This is a genomic window from Falseniella ignava (assembly GCF_002847645.1).
In the GTDB taxonomy this organism is placed as follows: Bacteria; Bacillota; Bacilli; order Lactobacillales; family Aerococcaceae; genus Falseniella; species Falseniella ignava.
Window position 1 is genome coordinate 1 of sequence record NZ_PKHE01000024.1, and the last position, 19,076, is coordinate 19,076.

General features: G+C 39.8%; 13 protein-coding genes, 14 tRNA genes, 1 rRNA gene and 2 pseudogenes. 2 read left to right on the forward strand and 28 right to left on the reverse strand.

Annotated features, from left to right (window positions below):
- Positions 1 to 207 precede the first annotated feature (207 nt).
- Complete coding sequence (locus tag CYJ57_RS07060) at positions 208 to 1,140, reverse strand: LysM peptidoglycan-binding domain-containing protein (RefSeq protein WP_101954691.1); 933 nt, start codon at positions 1,138 to 1,140, stop codon at positions 208 to 210.
- Between the two features lie 171 nt (positions 1,141 to 1,311).
- A complete protein-coding gene (gene pepF / locus CYJ57_RS07065) occupies positions 1,312 to 3,108 on the reverse strand; it encodes an oligoendopeptidase F (protein WP_101954692.1) in 1,797 nt (598 codons plus the stop codon).
- 181 nt (positions 3,109 to 3,289) lie between these two features.
- On the opposite strand from pepF, the gene CYJ57_RS07070 reads away from it, so the two are divergent.
- A complete protein-coding gene (locus CYJ57_RS07070) occupies positions 3,290 to 3,577 on the forward strand; it encodes an ArsR/SmtB family transcription factor (protein WP_006700939.1) in 288 nt (95 codons plus the stop codon).
- Between the two features lie 98 nt (positions 3,578 to 3,675).
- On the opposite strand, the gene CYJ57_RS07075 is transcribed toward CYJ57_RS07070, so the two are convergent.
- Together CYJ57_RS07075 and CYJ57_RS07080 are read right to left on the reverse strand one after the other, a co-directional pair.
- Positions 3,676 to 5,424 carry a serine hydrolase gene (locus CYJ57_RS07075; protein WP_101954693.1) on the reverse strand — a complete coding sequence of 583 codons (1,749 nt, stop codon included), beginning with the start codon at positions 5,422 to 5,424 and terminating at the stop codon, positions 3,676 to 3,678.
- Between the two features lie 21 nt (positions 5,425 to 5,445).
- The gene (locus CYJ57_RS07080) at positions 5,446 to 6,183 is read right to left on the reverse strand and encodes a hypothetical protein (protein ID WP_101954694.1); all 738 of its coding nucleotides are present in this window, start codon (positions 6,181 to 6,183) and stop codon (positions 5,446 to 5,448) included.
- Between the two features lie 287 nt (positions 6,184 to 6,470).
- Here CYJ57_RS07080 and CYJ57_RS07865 point away from each other — a divergent pair, with 287 nt between their 5' ends.
- The gene (locus tag CYJ57_RS07865; RefSeq protein WP_180764443.1) at positions 6,471 to 6,623 is read left to right on the forward strand and encodes a hypothetical protein; all 153 of its coding nucleotides are present in this window, start codon (positions 6,471 to 6,473) and stop codon (positions 6,621 to 6,623) included.
- A gap of 400 nt (positions 6,624 to 7,023) precedes the next feature.
- Here CYJ57_RS07865 and CYJ57_RS08015 read toward each other — a convergent pair.
- The 24 genes and pseudogenes from CYJ57_RS08015 to rrf form a co-directional block, all read right to left on the reverse strand.
- Positions 7,024 to 7,674, reverse strand: a pseudogene (locus CYJ57_RS08015) (fructose-specific PTS transporter subunit EIIC); the annotation flags it as partial.
- Between the two features lie 12 nt (positions 7,675 to 7,686).
- On the reverse strand, positions 7,687 to 8,976 hold the full coding sequence (locus tag CYJ57_RS07085; protein WP_244896602.1) for a fructose PTS transporter subunit IIA: 1,290 nt from the start codon (positions 8,974 to 8,976) through the stop codon (positions 7,687 to 7,689).
- 30 nt (positions 8,977 to 9,006) lie between these two features.
- Positions 9,007 to 9,924, reverse strand: a complete 918-nt coding sequence (gene pfkB, locus CYJ57_RS07090; RefSeq protein WP_101954695.1) for a 1-phosphofructokinase — start codon at positions 9,922 to 9,924, stop codon at positions 9,007 to 9,009.
- Positions 9,924 to 10,679, reverse strand: a complete 756-nt coding sequence (locus CYJ57_RS07095) for a DeoR/GlpR family DNA-binding transcription regulator (RefSeq protein ID WP_101954696.1) — start codon at positions 10,677 to 10,679, stop codon at positions 9,924 to 9,926. Before CYJ57_RS07095 ends, pfkB begins: the two co-directional genes overlap by 1 nt.
- Positions 10,680 to 10,809: 130 nt before the next feature.
- Positions 10,810 to 12,471 (reverse strand): alpha,alpha-phosphotrehalase, encoded by a 1,662-nt coding sequence (gene treC, locus CYJ57_RS07100; RefSeq protein ID WP_101954697.1) that lies wholly within the window; start codon positions 12,469 to 12,471, stop codon positions 10,810 to 10,812.
- 107 nt (positions 12,472 to 12,578) lie between these two features.
- Positions 12,579 to 14,021 (reverse strand): annotated as a pseudogene (gene treP / locus CYJ57_RS07105) (PTS system trehalose-specific EIIBC component); the annotation flags it as partial.
- A 140-nt stretch (positions 14,022 to 14,161) separates the two neighbouring features.
- Positions 14,162 to 14,234: transfer RNA gene (locus tag CYJ57_RS07110), tRNA-Arg, on the reverse strand.
- Positions 14,235 to 14,252: 18 nt separating this feature from the next.
- Positions 14,253 to 14,819, reverse strand: coding sequence for a chromate transporter (locus CYJ57_RS07115; protein ID WP_101954699.1), 567 nt, complete (start codon positions 14,817 to 14,819; stop codon positions 14,253 to 14,255).
- A gap of 3 nt (positions 14,820 to 14,822) precedes the next feature.
- Positions 14,823 to 15,398 (reverse strand): chromate transporter, encoded by a 576-nt coding sequence (locus CYJ57_RS07120; protein ID WP_006700929.1) that lies wholly within the window; start codon positions 15,396 to 15,398, stop codon positions 14,823 to 14,825.
- A gap of 14 nt (positions 15,399 to 15,412) precedes the next feature.
- On the reverse strand, positions 15,413 to 17,389 hold the full coding sequence (locus tag CYJ57_RS07125) for a DUF2079 domain-containing protein (protein ID WP_101954700.1): 1,977 nt from the start codon (positions 17,387 to 17,389) through the stop codon (positions 15,413 to 15,415).
- 271 nt (positions 17,390 to 17,660) lie between these two features.
- Positions 17,661 to 17,746: transfer RNA gene (locus CYJ57_RS07130), tRNA-Leu, on the reverse strand.
- A gap of 10 nt (positions 17,747 to 17,756) precedes the next feature.
- A tRNA-Arg gene (locus tag CYJ57_RS07135) sits at positions 17,757 to 17,830 on the reverse strand.
- A 28-nt stretch (positions 17,831 to 17,858) separates the two neighbouring features.
- Positions 17,859 to 17,929, reverse strand: a tRNA-Cys gene (locus CYJ57_RS07140).
- A 44-nt stretch (positions 17,930 to 17,973) separates the two neighbouring features.
- Positions 17,974 to 18,045: transfer RNA gene (locus CYJ57_RS07145), tRNA-Gln, on the reverse strand.
- Positions 18,046 to 18,083: 38 nt separating this feature from the next.
- Positions 18,084 to 18,156, reverse strand: a tRNA-His gene (locus CYJ57_RS07150).
- A 16-nt stretch (positions 18,157 to 18,172) separates the two neighbouring features.
- A tRNA-Trp gene (locus CYJ57_RS07155) sits at positions 18,173 to 18,243 on the reverse strand.
- A gap of 53 nt (positions 18,244 to 18,296) precedes the next feature.
- A tRNA-Tyr gene (locus CYJ57_RS07160) sits at positions 18,297 to 18,377 on the reverse strand.
- 1 nt (position 18,378) lies between these two features.
- Positions 18,379 to 18,454: transfer RNA gene (locus CYJ57_RS07165), tRNA-Phe, on the reverse strand.
- Positions 18,455 to 18,464: 10 nt separating this feature from the next.
- Positions 18,465 to 18,537, reverse strand: a tRNA-Asp gene (locus tag CYJ57_RS07170).
- A 15-nt stretch (positions 18,538 to 18,552) separates the two neighbouring features.
- Positions 18,553 to 18,625, reverse strand: a tRNA-Val gene (locus tag CYJ57_RS07175).
- A 16-nt stretch (positions 18,626 to 18,641) separates the two neighbouring features.
- A tRNA-Glu gene (locus CYJ57_RS07180) sits at positions 18,642 to 18,713 on the reverse strand.
- A gap of 56 nt (positions 18,714 to 18,769) precedes the next feature.
- Positions 18,770 to 18,860, reverse strand: a tRNA-Ser gene (locus CYJ57_RS07185).
- Between the two features lie 13 nt (positions 18,861 to 18,873).
- Positions 18,874 to 18,946: transfer RNA gene (locus CYJ57_RS07190), tRNA-Asn, on the reverse strand.
- A gap of 51 nt (positions 18,947 to 18,997) precedes the next feature.
- Positions 18,998 to 19,076, reverse strand: a 5S ribosomal RNA gene (rrf, locus tag CYJ57_RS08110); the annotation flags it as partial.

The window sequence follows — 19,076 nt, forward strand, 5'->3', positions numbered from 1 at the left end:
AAAGAAAAGGAAGAAGCTAATATACAATCTGCTGCTTAGTTAATAGATAGCACAATAAAAACCCAGAGAAAAATTCTCTGGGCAGGAAGTTCTCCACCAACATCATTTGACAGAGAACCAAAAATAGACGATATTATGAAACCAAAAAAACCGAATCCTCACACTTTAAGTGACTGGATTCGGTCTTTATGATTGTTTAATTTAAGATTAATACCAGTGGTTTGCGTGCCAGAAGTCAATGGCTCCTTGAACACTACCGTAACGGTTTACCATGTAATCATACATCCAAGCGAGTTGCGTATATGGGTTAGTTGCCCAGTCTTCACCGTGGCTGGCCATCTTGTTACCTGGTAATGCTTGTGGTAATCCATAAGCACCGCTCGTTGGGTTCGAAATGGTATGGTTCCAACCCGACTCGCGTTGAATAATGTACGCCCATCCTTCAATCTCGCTAGCTGATAGTCCTTTTTGAGCTGCCAATTGGTCGAACGCTTCCCGTGCGCTAAGGTTTTGGGTCGCACTTGTATCAACCGTCGATACTTCTGTCGTTTCTTCTTGCCATAGTGATTCTGTTTCAACCACTTCAACGGTTGTAACAGGTTCTTGCGTTAGCTCTGTCACTACTTCTGGGATCGTTTCAGCAATTTCGGTCGTCACTTCCGTAGTTTCTTCCACAGTTGTTTCTTCAACATAGGTTGGTTGTTCAGCCACCGTAGCTTCTTCAGTTTCTGTTGGATTTTGGTTAAATGAAGCTGTATCAACTAACAATGAACGCTCATTCGACTCCGTTCCAGAAATTTCTGTTTGTGGCGCATCAACTTGTTGCGTTAAGTAAAGCGAACGCCCAGCTACAATATGATTTGGGTTATCAATATTGTTTAATGCCATTACTTCTGCGACAGACATGCGCATCGCTTTCGCAATCGTTGAAAGCGTGTCTCCCCAACGGATGGTGTAAACATTATTGTATTGCAAATCATTTTGAATCGAATAAGCAACTTCATTGTAAGTACGTTGGATCCAATCGTTAACTAACGTTAATGATTGGTGAGATGTTGATTGTGCTGAGACCGGCTGTCCCACTGATAAGATTAAGCTACTTGTAAGTGTCATCATGATGACTTTAAATGATTTCTTCATATAATCTCCTTCGGCAATCCTTCGAAATAAACAAATTGTGTCGGGACTGCATTCGTAGTATAGATGTTATCTTACAACAAGCCGATAAAAAGGAAAAGCGTTAAACGCGATTTGTAAATCGAGCTTAACGCTTCTTACACGGCATGAAATTTTTGTTAACAAATTGTAATACTATGCCAGACTTTCAACTTGATCCAATAAGCTATCAACATAAGCAATCGCTTGGTGTAGCGCTCTCGGTGTACTCATATCAACACCTGCTGCTTGTGCTAGTTCAAGCGGGCTCAGTGTTCCTCCTGCTTTTAAGACATCGAGCCATTGCGCAATCGCCTCAGTGTCACCTTTAGCAATCCGTTGTCCCATTTGAGTTCCGATAGTTAATCCTGCTGAATAAGTGTATGGATAGAGTCCCATATGATAATGTGGTTGACGCATCCATGTTAATTCTGCGCCCGGATTAATTTCAACAGCGCCTTGCCAGAAATTCTCTAAAGTTTCTTTGAAGAATTGATTGAGCACTGTTGCATTTAAGACATCTTCACGGTCTACGGCTTGATACACTTTGCGTTGGAAGTCGGCTTCCAATAAATGGGTTACCATATTATGGTAATAAGTCCGTGAGATGAATTCAGTAATTAAGCTTCGCTTAGCTCGATCATCAATATCTTGCGCTAATAAGTATTGGCACATAATAACCTCGTTACACGTTGATGGCGCTTCGACAAAGTACATACTTGGTTCTGGAGTGATTGCAAGTTGCTCACGATACTGAAGTACAAAATGTCCAGCATGGCCTAATTCGTGTGCTAGTACTAAAACCTCACTTAATAACCCCGTCCAGTTTAATAAGATATAAGAAGGTCCTTGGTAACTCGTCGAACAAAATCCTCCAGTCGACTTCGTCTGATTCATTGGATAATCGATCCACCGTTCAGCAAAAGCTTGGCGGAAAATAGCTAAATATTCATCCCCCATCACTTGGAAAGCATCAAGCAACATCTGTTCACTTTGCTCAATCGTAATATGGCTCGATTCTCCTTTAGTGAAAGGCATTTTAATATCAGCTAATGAGGCTTTTTCTAATCCATGTTCTTTGGCAAGTAATGTTGCATAGCGTTGCATAACGGGTGCAAAATCCTTGGTTAACGTATCGATAATTTGATTGTAGCTATCACGTGTGACTTTTTGGTCAAATAATAAGTAGTCGATGACTGAATCAAAGCCACGTAATGTTGCCATTTTCTTCTCAGTTTGCACGCGATTAATATAATTACTTGCGAGTGTATGCTGATAACGTGCAAGACTTTGATGGAATGCATCCCAACTTGCGTGGCGTATTTTGAAGTCCGGATGCCCTTCATAATCACCTTCGAATGCATTAAAGCTATTCATATAAACTTTGCCGTCAATTTCAAAGTTGTCAAACGTCATATCTTGGAATTTAGTAGCACCATACAATGCGTAAGAATGATAAAGATTTCCACTTAAATAACTCAAAGCATCCTCTACTGCCGGGTCTAGTCGAATATCTTTATAGCGAATAATTTCATCGATAAAGTATTGGTAAGGCGCTCCTTCTGGCGTTGATTTTACTTGCTCGAGCAACTCGGTACTTATAGCGCTTAACTCAGAATGATAGAACGATAAGCCTTGACTCAGGTTACCAAGTAAAAATCCTAACCGCACCGCATTTTCTTCATATTGCGAATTTGCTTTATCGACTTCATAACCGAGTGAAGCATACATTTGGATGTGGTTTTTTGACCGTTCAATTTCTTCGTATTCATTGAGGGATTGAATAATCAATTCAACATCTGTCAACTGCCCTTTGTATTGTTGATGGAAATGATCCACCTTTTGTTTGAGTGATTCAACCGCTGCTTCAAACTCAGCTTGATCGCTAAATAGTAGTGATAAATCCCATGTTTCCTGGGTTGGAACTTGGTCTCGTGTTAGTAATTGGGTCATATTTTTACCTCCATTCAATGATTATCATTATCATAAATTATCCTCGCGCTCCTGGCAAGGACAAATATATAAGTTTTAATATGAAGGATAATATTACAATAATTTATTATTTTATTCATTTATTCAGTCGCCGTTGTGTGTTAAAATATAGATATCGATTCAGCATAAAGGGGGCCAAAAAATGCAAAAAATTGATGTTAATAGTCATGAAATCGATGAAATTGTGGAAATCTTAAAAGTACTAGCGCATCCAATTCGCTATTCAATTGCTAAGACATTACTAGAAAATGGTTCGATGAACGTTAAATCTATCCAAGAAAATTTAGATTTACCACAATCAACAGTTTCTCAACATATCAGCAAAATGCGACAATTAGGTGTAGTTAACAATAATCGTGAAGGTACTAAGATTTTCTATGATATCGTCAATCCAATTGCGATTAATGTGATTAAAAGCACCGTTAAATAACTTTATCAATAAGAATTAACTTTAGGCTGAACCTTTGGGGGGTTCAGCCTTTTTTATGCAAAAAAAGCGATCCTTTCGGATCGCTAAATATTAAAAGATTATTCTTCCACTTTAATCCATAAGTCAGAACGTACTTCATTAAACGCGTCGTGAACACGTAGTGATAACATTGCTAAGCTATCCGCAATACTGTCATAGTTGTCCGGGTATGCCGTATAAACTGTGAGCGAATAAGAACCGTAAGGCGTAATAAAAGTCGCCACATCATTTTGTTCGCTTGAACCGAGTCCAGACTTATTATAAGAAGTTGTCGCTCCACCATATAGATAACTTCTTAAGAAAGTATGTGTGTTCATAAATAATTTATTAACTAACATATCGTCGTAGGGCTCGCCATTTAGACGGTTGTTGTATAGTAACGCAAAAAATCGTGCAGCATCAGATGGAGTGGTCGTTAAGTAAGTATCTTCTCCGTAATACTTGCCATAAACATAGGTATCGAAGAGCCCGATTTGTTGAAGTCTTGGGTTTATTTTCTCGCCGCCTCCGACCGTATCAATTAACATATTGGCTGCAGTATTATCCGAGTAAATTGCCACTAAATCCACTAATTCATCAATATAAAATTGGCTGCCGGTCGGATATCCTTGAATGATACCTGCTCCAGGGACACGATCAGAATCATAGAGCGTGACTACTTGATAAGGATCTAATTCACCCGTTCGATATTGATGATATAACTCCCCAAGCACATAAATCTTCTGAGTACTGGCCGGGAAAAACGGATGATCATTGACGCTCACTTGAGCCATCGTTTCATTATTAATAAATGATGCTCCTACGTCTGCCGCAATACTATCCACTTCTTCTTGTAACACAGCTTCAATCGTATCAAGCAGTGTTCGTTCACTGTAATACGTTGGGACATAGTGTGTTCTCGATAGGTCTTGTTGTATCCAGCCTAATTCATCATAGCCCACCATAACATGCAACCAAACTTGGTTTTCACTTCGATATTCTTCAACGACTTCAAGTGGCATATCGTAGAAATTCTTCGTTGAAGCGACTAATACAGATCCTCGAGTACCCGGAGGCGATGAGAGAATCAATTGATCGGTTGCTTTATATAATATGCTATAATGATTCGATTTTAGTGAATACATTTGCTTATAGTCATCTTGGTTTCGCTCAAAAAATAATGACTTGCCGATTGACGGGGAAAGTTGCTTGATAATTCTGCTTTGCTCAATAAAGTTATCCAAATCATCTTGACTTAAAGAAGTTGGTTGGATCACACCTTGATTATAATAAAGGTATTCTCCATCTGTATCTTGGTGCCAACCTGTATAAAGTCTATCATCCTGGAATAAATATCTCTTACCTTGATATTCATACCATCTTAATTCATTAATTCCCTCATCCTCTACTAATCGATATTGATTCGCATAAGAATACGGAGAATCTTTTGCAACTTGAGGACTATTATAGAACCATGGGAGCTCATCTTCGGTTAACCCTGCCGGCAGTGAACGCATTTGATCGCTTGAAACAACTTGAGCGATGAGTGATTCTTTCTCACGGTTACTAACGCCTACCTCAAGATAGTCGTCTTTCATTCGCTTGACTAAAAATCCACCTTCAGGGGTTAAGTCAAGCTCCATTTTTGAATAATGTAAATCACTTGTGTCAAAAGGATTTTTCACAAAGGTCTGCAACCATTGTGAGACTTGGTAGGTCACATCCTCTTGAACAAAAGTATGGACTAAGGCATAAAGCACACCACCAGTCAGTAAACCTAGCAATAGGATAAAAATCCCCCATTGCCGCTTTGTATAGGTTTTATTCAATGCTTAAACCTCCTCCCATCGTTATAATTCAAGATTTGGATTAGTAATTAATTCAACTTCCTGGCGGTAATGATCTTCCAGGTGCTGAGTCCAAGTGATTTCCGGATAATGTTCGATAAATCGTTGATAGGAAAATTGTTCGCGTAGCTCAATTTCATCTTGATGTTGATGAATCACTTGATGCTGAATAAAGGCATCATAAGCGGTGCGGTTTAATTCTCCACCTTGATTTTGATACCACTGATCTGCTATTAAATGAATATAAAATTGGTCGTGCGCTTTTTGTTCTAAAAACGCGATCGTGTCGACCATATCGGATATTCCCCACGTTTGTTGAACATATTCATCCAATGAGAGCCCCTCAGCTTCTGCTTGTTCATCCACTTTCTCAATATAAGCTTCACTATAAGTATCTAATTCATCTGGGTCAATCACAAATTCACTGTGCGCTCGGTAAAATTTGATAACTTCTGGTAAAATTACTCGATAAAAATGTTGTTCGTATAATCGATTAGTATAAAGCTCTACACCCAATTGTTCTAATTGTTCAACTGATGTTATTTGAGGTAGATTGAGCTGTTGAATCATTTCATCGGTTAAATGTGTTGTAAATTCCCCTGTATTCGCTTCGTATTCTTTTTTAGCTTTTAATAATAATGGTTGCGCAATCGTATCTCGCGATGGCATTTCAAGTTGTAAAAGTTCGGGTGAAATCGGTATTGTTGGACCGTTTGGCGTTAATTTAACTGTACTTTTCATCATCATCCTCCATAACTCAAATTTTATCAAAATAGTTAGAAATAACAAGACCTTAGCGCACTAGCTATAGGCATCAAATGGATTATAATTTGTTTTATTGTCTTATTCAGATGTATTATGAGAGAATAAAGCGTTTTCCACATTTTGGCGCTATGAAAGCGATTTGTTGAAAAGAAAGTTCTAATTGTATTAATATCCCACTTTAAAGACAAGAAGAACTACCTATACTATAATAATATATGTAATGAGGTTACAAAATAAAATGAATTTTTGAAAGGGGAATTACTATGGTTGCAATGCAAATTTTATCAACTCATATTCAAACTCAAAAAGATTCTGGAACAGTTATTAAAAATAACTGGCGCCAATTATATCGTCGTGATAGTCAATTTACTTACCCTGAAGCAACTTTAGTGTTGCCAAAGAATCGTAAAAACTAATTGCTAATAACTAACGGGCACACATTTTCAAATGTGTGCTCTTTTTTTGTTCGGATGGATACAACTGTGAAAGTTGGTGTGACCTAGGCGATGAATTGATATGGAGTTCAAAATCCAGGACTATTAAAGTGGCAAACCTATCTGGATTTCCGATTCTAGATAGGTTCACACGGCAAACCTATCTGGATTTCCGATTCTAGATAGATTCAGCCAGCAAACCTATCTGGATTTTCGATTCTAGATAGGTTCACACGGCAAACCTATCTGGATTCCCAAATCCAAGATGATGCAAGCAACAAACCTATTTGGATTTACAAATCCAAATAGATTCAACTCAAATAAAAAGACACGCTCGATACTCAATCCAATGATCCAGTATCAAGCGTGTTTTTAATTTAGACTATCTCTCTTCTCGCAGGAAGAATATTAATAGAGCTGCACCAACGATACCGCCGATTAACCATGAAACGAGATAAAGTAACGGTTGGGTAACGCCTCCAGCTAAAACTGCGAAGATTCCACCGTGTGGTACGTAACTTACACAATTGAAAATCATACTTAACGCCCCTGCAACCCCGGCTCCTACTGCGAGCGATGGGATTACTTTGAGTGGGTTCGATGCGGCAAAAGGAATCGCTCCTTCTGTAATAAAGGCTGCGCCCATTACGTAGTTAACGAGTGCCGTATTGGTTTGTTCTTTCGTCCATAGGTGACGGTTGATTGTGGCTGAAAGTGCGATTGCTAATGGAGGTACCATTCCACCTATCATAACAGCTGCCATAACGTTTGAGCCAGCTCCATTTGCTGCGGTAACTAAGGCTGTTCCGGTAACATAAGCCGCTTTATTAATCGGTCCACCCATGTCGATTGACATCATTGCTGCCACGACAAATCCTAAGACTAAGTTCCATTCCGTTGGAATGCTTGATAAGAAGTTCACCAAACCATCCATTACTGCACCCATTGGAGCGTTAATTACAAAGAACATTAACAGTCCCATTATTAAAACGCCAAAAACTGGGTATAGGAAGATTGGTTTCATTCCCTCTAATGATTTTGGTAGCTAGCTAAATGCTTTGCGTAGAACCCAAACAATCCCGCCGGCAAGGAATCCTGCAATCAAAGCACCTAAGAATCCGGATGGAACGGTTCCGTCAAAGACGCCAACTCCACCTCCGAAGGCAGATAATGATGCTGGGTTCGCAAAAATTCCACCCATTAATCCAATCACTAACCCTGGACGATCTGCCATTGAGTGACCGATAAATCCAGCAAGAATTGGTAGCATCATCGCAGATGATAAATTACCTAATGTGGCGAATACTTGTGCAATTGGGCTGTAAGAAGGATCCGCTGGATTGGCTGCATTAATTCCCCAGAAGAAGGAAATCGCCGTTAAGATTCCACCTGCTACCACGAAAGGTAACATATGTGATACCCCATTCATCAAATGCTTATAAATTCTACGTCCGATCGACTCATGCTCATCAGAGAGTGATTCATCGTTCAATTCATCCGATGAAGCGTGATAAATCGGCGCATTTCCTTTCGCTGCACGTCCAACTAATTCATCCGCTTTATTGATACCATCCGCTACTTTCGTAATAATAACGGGTTTGCCATCAAAGCGGCCCATCTCCACTTGTTTGTCTGCTGCGACAATAATCGCTGTTGCTTGTGCAATATCTTGGGCTGTTAATCGGTTTCCGACACCGGTCTGACCGTTTGTCTCAACTTTAATTTTGTAGCCAGCATTCGCGGCAGCTTGATTCAGCTTTTCTTCGGCCATGTAGGTATGGGCAATCCCTGTTGGACATGCTGTTACCGCTAGTAAGTATGGTTGTTCAGTAGATGAAGTATCAACGGTTTCTGTAACCACTTGTTCTTCTTGGGATGGTTCAGACTCATCATATTTATCAAGTGCTTTTAGTACCTCTTGAGGTGTTTGTGCTTTTAAGAGTGCATCTTTGGCAGCGGGGTTCATTAATACTTTCGATAATTGAGCAAGGGCTGCTAAGTGTTCTCCGCCCCCTTCAGGCGCACTAATCATAAAGATCAGCTTGGCAGGTTGTTGGTCAAATGACTCCCACTCTATTCCGGCTTCACTGCGTCCAAAAATAATGGCTGGACGCTTAACCGATGCATCTTGCGCATGCGGGATGGCAATCTCATCTCCCACACCGGTCGTGGATTGCGCTTCGCGAGCTTCTAACTTTTCGACATAGGCATCGACATCTTGAATTCCTCCGACTTGAGCAAAACGCTCAGCTAAATGGCGCATTGTCTCGCTCTTAGTAGTGGTCTTAAGCGATAAGTCCATCGCCTCCGGCACAAATAAATCAACTAGTTTCATCTTTTGACTCCTTTTCTATCCCCTTTGTTTTTATAATTTAACAACTTTAATTTGTTGCTTTAAGTCTTCAATATGATCACGCTTTGCAATACCTACTGAAAAGGCAGTAGCACTACCGCATGCAGCTGCTTGTTGTAAGCTTAAAGCTGGGTCCTCTGACTCAGTGTATTTTGCCATAAAGCCAGCAACCATTGAATCCCCTGCTCCGACTGAATTAATTACCGTTCCTTGAGGGACATTGGCTTGATAAATATCTACTGTAGGGGTCAATAAAATTGAGCCTGCTCCCCCTAATGAAACGAGTACATTTTGCGCACCACGTAATTGCAACTGATTCGCATAATTAATAATGTCTTTTGTGGTATTGATTTCAATTCCAAATATTTCTGATAATTCATGTTGATTTGGCTTAATTAAGAAAGGTCTGTAAGCCAAACACGCCGTTAACAAATCTTTATTCGAATCGAGAACGAATTTGGCTCCTTTATCTTGCGCCAGCTTCGCGATGGCTTGATAATGACTCTCATCCAAACCAGGTGCAGCATTTCCTGCTAAAAAGATTGCGTCTTCTTCTGTCACGACAGAGTCTAAATATTGATACAGCGAATCAAAATCTTTGCTCGTAATATTTGGTCCTGGTGCATTAATCTCTGTCTCTTCTTCCGCTTTGATTTTTACATTAATTCGAGTAGGTTCTTGAACGTTGATAAAATGATGATCAATATTCGCTTGATTCAGTTGTTGCTTAATATAGTCTCCAGTAAATCCACCGACAAAGCCAGTTGCTTGAGTTTTTGATCCTAGCTCATTCAATATGGTTGACATATTAATTCCCTTCCCACCCATCACGTAGGCAGTCTGATCAACGCGATTCAATTCCCCTAGCGCAATAGATTGAGCTTGAACCACTAAATCAATCGCTGGATTAAACGTTATCGTGTAATTCATTATTGTGTAACCTCCTTAATATGGGCGACCGCTTGATACCCTGTCCGCTGATTGGGGGTCAATTGATCTGTAATCACCCGAGCATTCTCCAACTGCCTTACCTGGTAAAATGAAACTTTATCAAACTTGCTATGATCCGCTAGAAAATAAGCTTCATTCGCTGCTTGGTGTGCCAAACGCTTGATAGTTCCTTCTTCTTCGTCCGGAGTGGTAAGCCCATAAGTCAAGTCGATACTGTTGATTCCTATAAAAGCTTTGTTGAAACGGTACGAGCTTAATTGACGAATGGTAATGGCGCCAACGATAGCCTGCGTTCTTACTTTTAATCTGCCGCCTAGTAAGACAGGCTCCATCTGATATTCAGCGATTCGTTGTGCTTGAGCCAATCCATTCGTGATGACTTTCACCCCTTCGATCTCGGCTAAATACGGAATCATCTCGTAAGTCGTTGTCCCCGCATCTAAAAAAATCGTATCGCCATGCTCAACCCTACTTGCTGCTTCTTGAGCAATAAGCTCTTTAACTTCATGGTAGCTCGTCGTGCGTTCTGCTAATGGCATATCTTGGTCTAATTGATAAATTCTTTTCGCTCCACCATGAATTCGAATCAATTGTCCTGCTTGTTCCAGTTGAGATAAATCACGTCGGATGGTCGATTCTGATACATTAAGTTGTTGAACTAAATCCTTCACTTCTATGACAGAAGTGCGATTAAGTTGATTGATTATGAATGATTGACGTTCTTCTGTTAACATATTTTTGCTCCTTTTCTTCAATATACCCTACTTTTTGATTGTTTTCAATCATAATCATTCAATTTCATTCATCCAGAATTAAAAGCAACTAAAGAACCACTAGAGCATTTGCCCGAGTGGTTTAATTCAGCTAATCTTCAGTTATGAACGCTACTGTCTCATATGGACCAAATTCAACCGTAGATTTAATGGTTTCTATGGCTCCGTTGCCGATCAATCGTTGCCAATCAAGTTCTAACCATTCTAACGGTACGTCTAACGCAACCGTTTCAGCGTAGAAATTAGACAGTACCAATAATTTTTGTCCTTCATATTCACGCCAGTAACCCATAATTTGTGGGTGATCCAATAGCACACTTTGATAATCGCCTTTAGCAATCACTGGAACTTCTTTGCGAAGTGCAGCTAATTGTTGGTAGTAGCGATAAATGCCATTCGCTTCCAATTCCTTTTCAGCGTTAACGGATGGATAATTATCCGCCACCGCTAACCATGGAGTCCCTGTGGTAAATCCACCATGTGGTTGATCATTCCATTGAAATGGTGTTCGTGAATTATCCCGTGATTTCGACTGAATAATTTCCATTGCTTCCTTTTCACTGATGCCGCGCTCTAATAAGATGTGATAATAATTGAGTGTCTCCACATCTCGATATTGATCAATGGTCGTGTAATTAGGGTTGGTCATCCCAATTTCTTCCCCTTGATAGATGTATGGTGTGCCGCGCATCAATTGAATCGTCTGAGCCAACATCGTCGCTGTCTCGTACGGATATTTTTCAACATCACCAAAGCGGCTGTTCGAACGCGGTTGGTCATGGTTATTTAGGAATAATGCATTCCAACCTCGACCTTCAGACATTCCTACTTGCCAATGGTCCATAATTTGCTTGAAAGCAGCAAAATCAACCGGTGCTTTCGACCATTTATCACCGTGCGCATAATCGACCTTCAGATGATGGAAGCTAAAAATCATCGATAATTCATCCCGTTCTGGCTGAGTATATTGAAGGCCATTTTCAACGGTTGTCGATGACATCTCACCCACCGTAATAATATTATCATAGCGACCAAATGTCTCATGAGCTAACTCCTTCACCCATTCATGGACAATCGGCGTATCCGTGTAGAGTGCTTTTTCTTGGCTTGACCCTGGCTCGTCACTATCCACAAAATCCATCTTACCGATGACATTTAACACGTCGAAGCGAAACCCTGTAACACCTCGTTCTAACCAAAAATTCACGACATTGAATAATTCGCGTCGAACGTTCGGATTATGCCAGTTTAAATCAGCTTGTTGCTTGGCATAAAGATGTAAATAATATAGGTCGGTATCACCAAATTTCTCCCAAGCAGGGCCACCAAATTTAGACTCCCAATTGGTTGGTAGTGATCCGTCCGCTTTCGCCGGTTTTAAATAAAAGAAATCTTGATAGTATGGATCACCCGCTAACGCTTTCTGAAACCACTCGTGCTCTGTCGAGCAATGATTTAGCACCATATCGAGCATAATGCCCATTTCTCGCTCTTTAGCTGCTTCAATTAATTGATCGACATCCGCCATTGTTCCGTAGAGAGGATCCACGGCCGTATAATCACTGACATCGTAGCCATTATCATACTGTGGTGATGGATATATCGGACTTAACCAAACCATATCCACGCCTAATTCTTTCAGATAATCGATTTTCTCAGTAATACCGGGTATATCTCCCGTCCCTGACCCCGTCGTGTCATTAAAAGATTTAGGATAGATTTGATAGATCGTCATTGTTTCTTTATTAAACATAATTACTCCTTTGTAATAAAACAATTGAAAAACTGCTAACGTCATTACAACAAACGTAACGAGGTTAGCAGTGACAAACGTTAATTCATGAATTATTTATTGAAGAATGGAATATTTAATTCAATTCCTTTATCCGTTAAGAAATTAATTCGTTTGAACGTTAAAGTAAGAACGAATGGAACTACAATCGCAACAGCCATTGCTACAAAGAACATTCCCATTGAATCAATGTGGATTACTAAGAAACCTGGTAATCCCCCAACTCCAATCGAATTCGATTGAATATTGAACGTTGTAGAAATTAAACCAGCCGTTGCACTACCAATCATGGCCGCAATAAATGGGTATACGTATTTTAAAGTCACCCCGAACATCGCTGGCTCGGTAACACCTAGGTAAGCGGAAATCGCTGAAGGTAAAGTAATTTGACTTTCCTCCGCATCGTGACGCGTCATCCACCATACCGCTAATACAGCTGAACCTTGTGCGATATTGGATAAAGCAATCATCGGCCATAGACCGGTAGTTCCTGTATCTGCAATCAATTGACTGTCGATTGCATTGGTCATATGGTGTAATCCGGTAATCACTAATGGTGAGTAGAATCCGCCGAATATTGCACCAAATAACCAAGAAAGTGGACCATTTAATCCCGCTAAGACGACTTTCGAAATTAAATCACCTAGCCACCAACCAATTGGACCTAAAATCGTATGCGCTAAAATAACGGCTGGTAAAAGTGATAAGAATGGTACTAAGATCATCGATAAGTATTCTGGAACGACTTTACGCCAAAATCGCTCTAAATAACTTAAAGCGAGTCCTGCGAACATTGCCGGAAGAACTTGAGCTTGATAACCAATCATATCAATACTGAATGAACCAAAATTCCATTGTGGAACCTCGCCGCTAGCTAAAGCTCCTGCGGCGCCATAGGCATTCAATAATTGAGGCGAAACTAATGTAATCCCCAATACAATCCCTAAAATTTGAGTCGTTCCGAGTTTACGCGTTACTGACCAAGTAATGCCTACTGGTAAGAAGTGGAAAATCGCTTCACCTGGTAACCATAAGAAGTGGTTCACCCCATTCCAAAATGGTGAAACGGCGACAATTGTTTGATTACCTAATGCTGAGAATTCTACCCCTTCAAGAATATTACGAAAACCTAAAATAAGTCCACCCACGATAATTGCTGGGATGATTGGTGCGAAAACTTCAGCTAAGAACGTCATAATACGTTGCCACCAAGCTTGATTTACCTCAGCAGCCGCTTTGACGTCTTCTTTAGTACTTGTCGTCACGTTCGAGAATTTTGCAAACTCCTCGTAGAACTTCGAAACCTCATTCCCAATAATAACTTGGAACTGTCCTGCTTGAGTGAACGTTCCTTTTACAGATGGGAGTGCTTCAATTGCTTCTACATTTGCCTTGTTGTTATCAGCTAAGGCGAATCGCAAGCGTGTCGCACAGTGCGTCACAGCATTGATATTCTCATCACCACCGACCAAACGAAGTAGCTCTTGCGCATCTTGTTTAAAATCTGCCATCATACAACCTCCTAATTATAATATTTTGTTACACAAAAACTATAGCATGATTAAAAGGTTGCTTCAAGAAATACGCTTACATAGTAATTGTAAAAAGAGAAAGCCTATCGGCTCTCTCAGAAAAATTGCATTTGATGATACACGCCAAGAAGGACTTGAACCTTCATCGATCGCTTAGGAGGCGATTGCTCTCTCCTGTTGAGCTATTGGCGCAAGTATACTTCATTATAATTATACAATAAATGAAAATATAATGAAACCCGCGATACCAGAGCCAATAATTATCCGGATTGGATTTATCTCGTACTTACGAATTAATCCTAGAGAAATTACAAAGATAATAAATGAAATTACATTAAAATCAGACAATACCACCGGGAAAGTTGTAGTCCCGAAAAAAGCAGTTAAAATAATTGTTAATCCGGCTGAAGCAATCAATGCCACCACAGCAGGACTCATGCTTGCCACAACATCTTGAACTAGATTGACTTCTTGAAATTTAAAGAAAATATAGGCCAGTAATATTACAATAATCATGGAAGGTAAAACAATCCCTAGAGTTGCTACAATCCCTCCAGGTACCCCTAAAAGTTGATTACCGACAAAAGTTGCCGCATTAATCGCAATCGGACCCGGCGTCATCTCAGAAATAGTTAATACATCAATAAATTGTTGTGGCGTCATCCAACCCAATTCTTGTACGATCAACCGATCAATCATTGGTAAAACTGCATACCCTCCACCAAAGCTAAGTAAGCCAATCTGAAAGAAAACCCAAATTAATTTTAAATATAACATGCTTTATTCACGCTCCTGACGCTTTAATTGGTATAAAGAATACACAATACCTACGACGACTGAAAAGGCCAATAGCCAGATCACATTAATACGAAAACCAATCGCAGCTACTAAAGCGATAATCATTACGGTGATATGTACTTTATCACCGGTTTTTATAATACGTTGTGCCATATCATACACAACACTAAAGATAATGGCTGCAATCCCCGCTTGCATCCCTTTCATCACATTCGCAACATAGAAATTATCACGGATAAACAAATAAATATATGTTGCGATCGTCATAATCATTAGCGGGGGTATAACGGTCCCCGCAGTCGCAACCAAAGCCCCTAACAATCCACACATCCGGTAGCCTAAAATAATCGATGTATTAACAGCTACAGGACCAGGCGCCGACTGTCCGATTGAAATCAGCCTTAATATTTCATCTTGATCGATCCAACCTAGCTCTTTACTAAAACGTTCTTTCATTAATGGAACGATAACATACCCTCCCCCAAAAGTGAACATACTAATATAAAAAGTTGAGGTAAATAACGTCCATAACATGGATTGTTTTGTCTTTTGCGACATTTTATCTCTCCTAACTATTCTCTTCCAAAAATCAGCATCTCCCGATTAATGGGGCTAATCATTTTAAATCCTTGTTCTAAATATAACTCAACCACTTCCCATTCCGCCATCTCACCTTGATACCAGTGACGAGGAATTACAATATAATCAACCGCTGGATCATATTCTTGCTGATGATGATAGAATAAATCATAAACGTAAGGATGGTCTGCTAATTCAACTGTTGAATTTGAATTTGTTAAAATAACTGCCTCTTTATCCAATGAACGTAGCTCTTGACGTATCTTCTGAAAATGTAGTTTATTTTGAGCATAATCAGTAAAACGATAAGATTGAGGCCAGTAATTCGTCATCGTAAAGGCATAAGATGCTCCAAAAGCGAGTGTTAATAACCATCGAATAACATGATGCTTCCTTTGAAATTGTTGTGATAATACATCAACTCCTAAAATAAGCATCCAAAGTATTAACGTAAAGCTTCCATATGCATATTGTTTACCTAAATCAATTTGATACGGATAATCACTTAATAAGTTGATAACGAGCAAAGGTAGTAATAATAAATAAGTTGTCCAATTCATTTGTATAAAAATCATTCCTACCGTTGAAATCACAACGATTATCAGAAAAATAATTTTCGTCGGCTTCATTAAATTATGCAGGGTAAACGAAGGATTCATCAATGCATTTTTTACGACCGCTCCAAGTCCTGATTGTTCCGGTAACATAAAGTTTTTGAAGCGTGACGTCATCGCACCGTCCCCATACTGATTCAACCAAAGTATGCATCCTGAAAAATAAATAATCGGCCATAAAATCATAACATAAATTAAAATCCGTCGAAAACTTCGTGAGAACTCAAATTTATCTTGCAATATAAAATAGAGTCCCAAGCTTAACACATAAATCATCGCATCTTCTTTAACACCTAAAGTAAGTAAGGTAAAGAGCAAAACTCCCCATCTTTTTTGTGAGATTACGCAATAAATTAACGACAGTAGTAACGGCGGAAGTAATGCATTTTCATGAAAGTCATAGAGATGCCCTGTTAACATTCCGGGTAATACGATATACAACGCAAGCAATAAAAAACGAGTGGTTTGTTTGAATTCAAATTGTTTTAAAATTAAATATAAAGGAATTAACCCCAACAACGTTAGCACTACTTGCATTAAGTTTAAGGTTTCCGGTCTTGGAAACATCGCAAATATCGGTGCTAATAAATATAATGTGGGTGAGACATGCACTTTAAAGTGGCTGAGTAACCCATCACGTTCTAATGTCGTAACTGGACCGGCGCCTCGGACTATGTTATGAAACATTTGGGTAAAAATACCCATATCATAATTAAACGAAGACACCATAAAAATACGTAATAATAAAATACCACTTACAAAACACAAAATAAAAGTTAGCAGTAATACGGTAATGTATTTAAACCTTTTTAAAGAAATTCGTTGCGCAAATAACAAAGTCAGCACTGTGCTCACAAAAATAATAAGCCACATTGAAAATGAAAAATATAGCTGCTTGGACAAATTGAAAGTAAATACTGAATGTTCTGAGTGCCATCCAATGATAACTAGTTTAATGATTGTTTCGACGATTAAACAACCATATAATAAATAATCATATTTATAATTTGAGCTACGTGATAAATAAAAGTGAATTAAGAATGGAAGTAAAAAAATAAGGTAGCCGATTAAAATTGCTGGCTCAAAAATAAATACAATCAACACATTAAAAATAACAAACATCAGAAAACTAAACAAAGAAAATGATCCTGAAGGCCAAACTCGTTCGACACGATAAGCAATAAAACCCCCGATTAGTATAATAAGTACGAACGAAGAGGTTGAAAAAGCAGGATTTAACTGTGTAATTAACTGAGATGAACTAGAAAAAAATAAAGAGAGTAAAAAATATAATAAGTAGCCTTCTAATAAATATTTTAAAGACGACGGAAAAAGACGGTCCAAATTCAACATCATTCACCTACACTATATAAAATCGAGGGTAATATAAAATCTATAAAAAAAGAAATACCACTCAGAGCTGAAAATAGAAAACGCAAAAATCACGCGCCTGTCTTTTCAGATTTGAGTGGTATAGAAAATACTCGGCTAATAACCCCTCATTTGCTAGGGCTAGTATAACATAGTCATACTTGTTTTAAAAGATGTGTTAAAAGTATCTAAAATATAAAAAAACTATGATAAACACGTTAAAACAATGTTTATCATAGTTATCTTGCCTTACTAATACCGGCGGTCGGGATCGAACCGACACGCCCCGCAAAGGGCACTGGATTTTGAGTCCAGCGCGTCTGCCAATTCCGCCACGCCGGCATATTATAGACACACCCTGTAGGGGTCGAACCCACAACCTTCTGATCCGAAGTCAGACGCTCTATCCAGTTGAGCTAAGGGTGCACTAGCTTCAACATTCTATAGAAGCAAAAGGCGGTAGCCGGATTTGAACCGGCGGTCAAGGTTTTGCAGACCCGTGCCTTACCACTTGGCTATACCGCCTCGATTTAAAAAAAGACCATATATAGTAATATACATGGTCAGTACTGGGGTAGCTGGATTCGAACCAACGAATAACGGAGTCAAAGTCCGGTGCCTTACCGCTTGGCTATACCCCAATAATAAATAATATATAACCTATATTGACTAAATATAGGGCGACCGATGGGAATCGAACCCACGAGTGTCGGTGCCACAAACCGATGCGTTAACCACTTCGCCACGATCGCCATCATAAGTAACTAACAGGGGTAGCAGGAATCGAACCCACATCGACGGTTTTGGAGACCGCTGTTCTACCGTTGAACTATACCCCTATGTGGTGGTCATTGAAACCAATGTGGTGAATCTCCTACAAAATAAATATTAATGGAGGGGGGCAGATTCGAACTGCCGAACCCGAAGGAGCGGATTTACAGTCCGCCGCGTTTAGCCACTTCGCTACCCCTCCATGGTGGCTTGGGACGGAATCGAACCGCCGACACCTTGAGCTTCAATCAAGTGCTCTACCAACTGAGCTACCAAGCCTTAATATTAACGGTCCGGACGGGACTCGAACCCGCGATCTCCTGCGTGACAGGCAAGCATGTTAACCACTACACCACCGGACCAATATTCAATTATAATGGAGAATGACGGGATCGAACCGCCGACCCTCTGCTTGTAAGGCAGATGCTCTCCCAGCTGAGCTAATTCTCCGAGGAATTGTTCAGTATGATCCGTACGGGATTCGAACCCGTGTTACCGCCGTGAAAGGGCGGTGTCTTAACCACTTGACCAACGGACCTTTAAAAAAATGTTTTTATAAGGAAGTGCTTATAAAACATACCGTTAAATATATAACGGAGAGTAAGGGATTCGAACCCTTGAGACGAGTATAAGTCGCCTACACGATTTCCAATCGTGCTCCTTCGGCCAGCTCGGACAACTCTCCGAATTAACCGCTACTCCGCCAGTTGGGCTCGAACCAACGACATCATGATTAACAGTCATGCGCTCTGCCAACTGAGCTATGGCGGAATCATCCAACTGAAGATCAGATCTTCTCTTAAATGAATTAACAATAATTCAGCGTGGCGACGACCTACTCTCACAGGACCCAAGGTCCAACTACCATCGGCGCTAAGAAGCTTAACTGCTGTGTTCGGGA

Bases quoted from the DNA above. Each gene is read 5' to 3' on its own strand.
- CYJ57_RS07060 (WP_101954691.1), bottom strand. From the start codon at position 1,140: ATGAAGAAATCATTTAAAGTCATCATGATGACACTTACAAGTAGCTTA.
- pepF (WP_101954692.1), bottom strand. From the start codon at position 3,108: ATGACCCAATTACTAACACGAGACCAAGTTCCAACCCAGGAAACATGG.
- CYJ57_RS07070 (WP_006700939.1), top strand. From the start codon at position 3,290: ATGCAAAAAATTGATGTTAATAGTCATGAAATCGATGAAATTGTGGAA.
- CYJ57_RS07080 (WP_101954694.1), bottom strand. From the start codon at position 6,183: ATGAAAAGTACAGTTAAATTAACGCCAAACGGTCCAACAATACCGATT.
- CYJ57_RS07865 (WP_180764443.1), top strand. From the start codon at position 6,471: ATGGTTGCAATGCAAATTTTATCAACTCATATTCAAACTCAAAAAGAT.
- CYJ57_RS07085 (WP_244896602.1), bottom strand. From the start codon at position 8,976: ATGAAACTAGTTGATTTATTTGTGCCGGAGGCGATGGACTTATCGCTT.
- pfkB (WP_101954695.1), bottom strand. From the start codon at position 9,924: ATGAATTACACGATAACGTTTAATCCAGCGATTGATTTAGTGGTTCAA.
- CYJ57_RS07095 (WP_101954696.1), bottom strand. From the start codon at position 10,679: ATGTTAACAGAAGAACGTCAATCATTCATAATCAATCAACTTAATCGC.
- treC (WP_101954697.1), bottom strand. From the start codon at position 12,471: ATGTTTAATAAAGAAACAATGACGATCTATCAAATCTATCCTAAATCT.
- CYJ57_RS07115 (WP_101954699.1), bottom strand. From the start codon at position 14,819: ATGTTATATTTAAAATTAATTTGGGTTTTCTTTCAGATTGGCTTACTT.
- CYJ57_RS07120 (WP_006700929.1), bottom strand. From the start codon at position 15,398: ATGTCGCAAAAGACAAAACAATCCATGTTATGGACGTTATTTACCTCA.
- CYJ57_RS07125 (WP_101954700.1), bottom strand. From the start codon at position 17,389: ATGATGTTGAATTTGGACCGTCTTTTTCCGTCGTCTTTAAAATATTTA.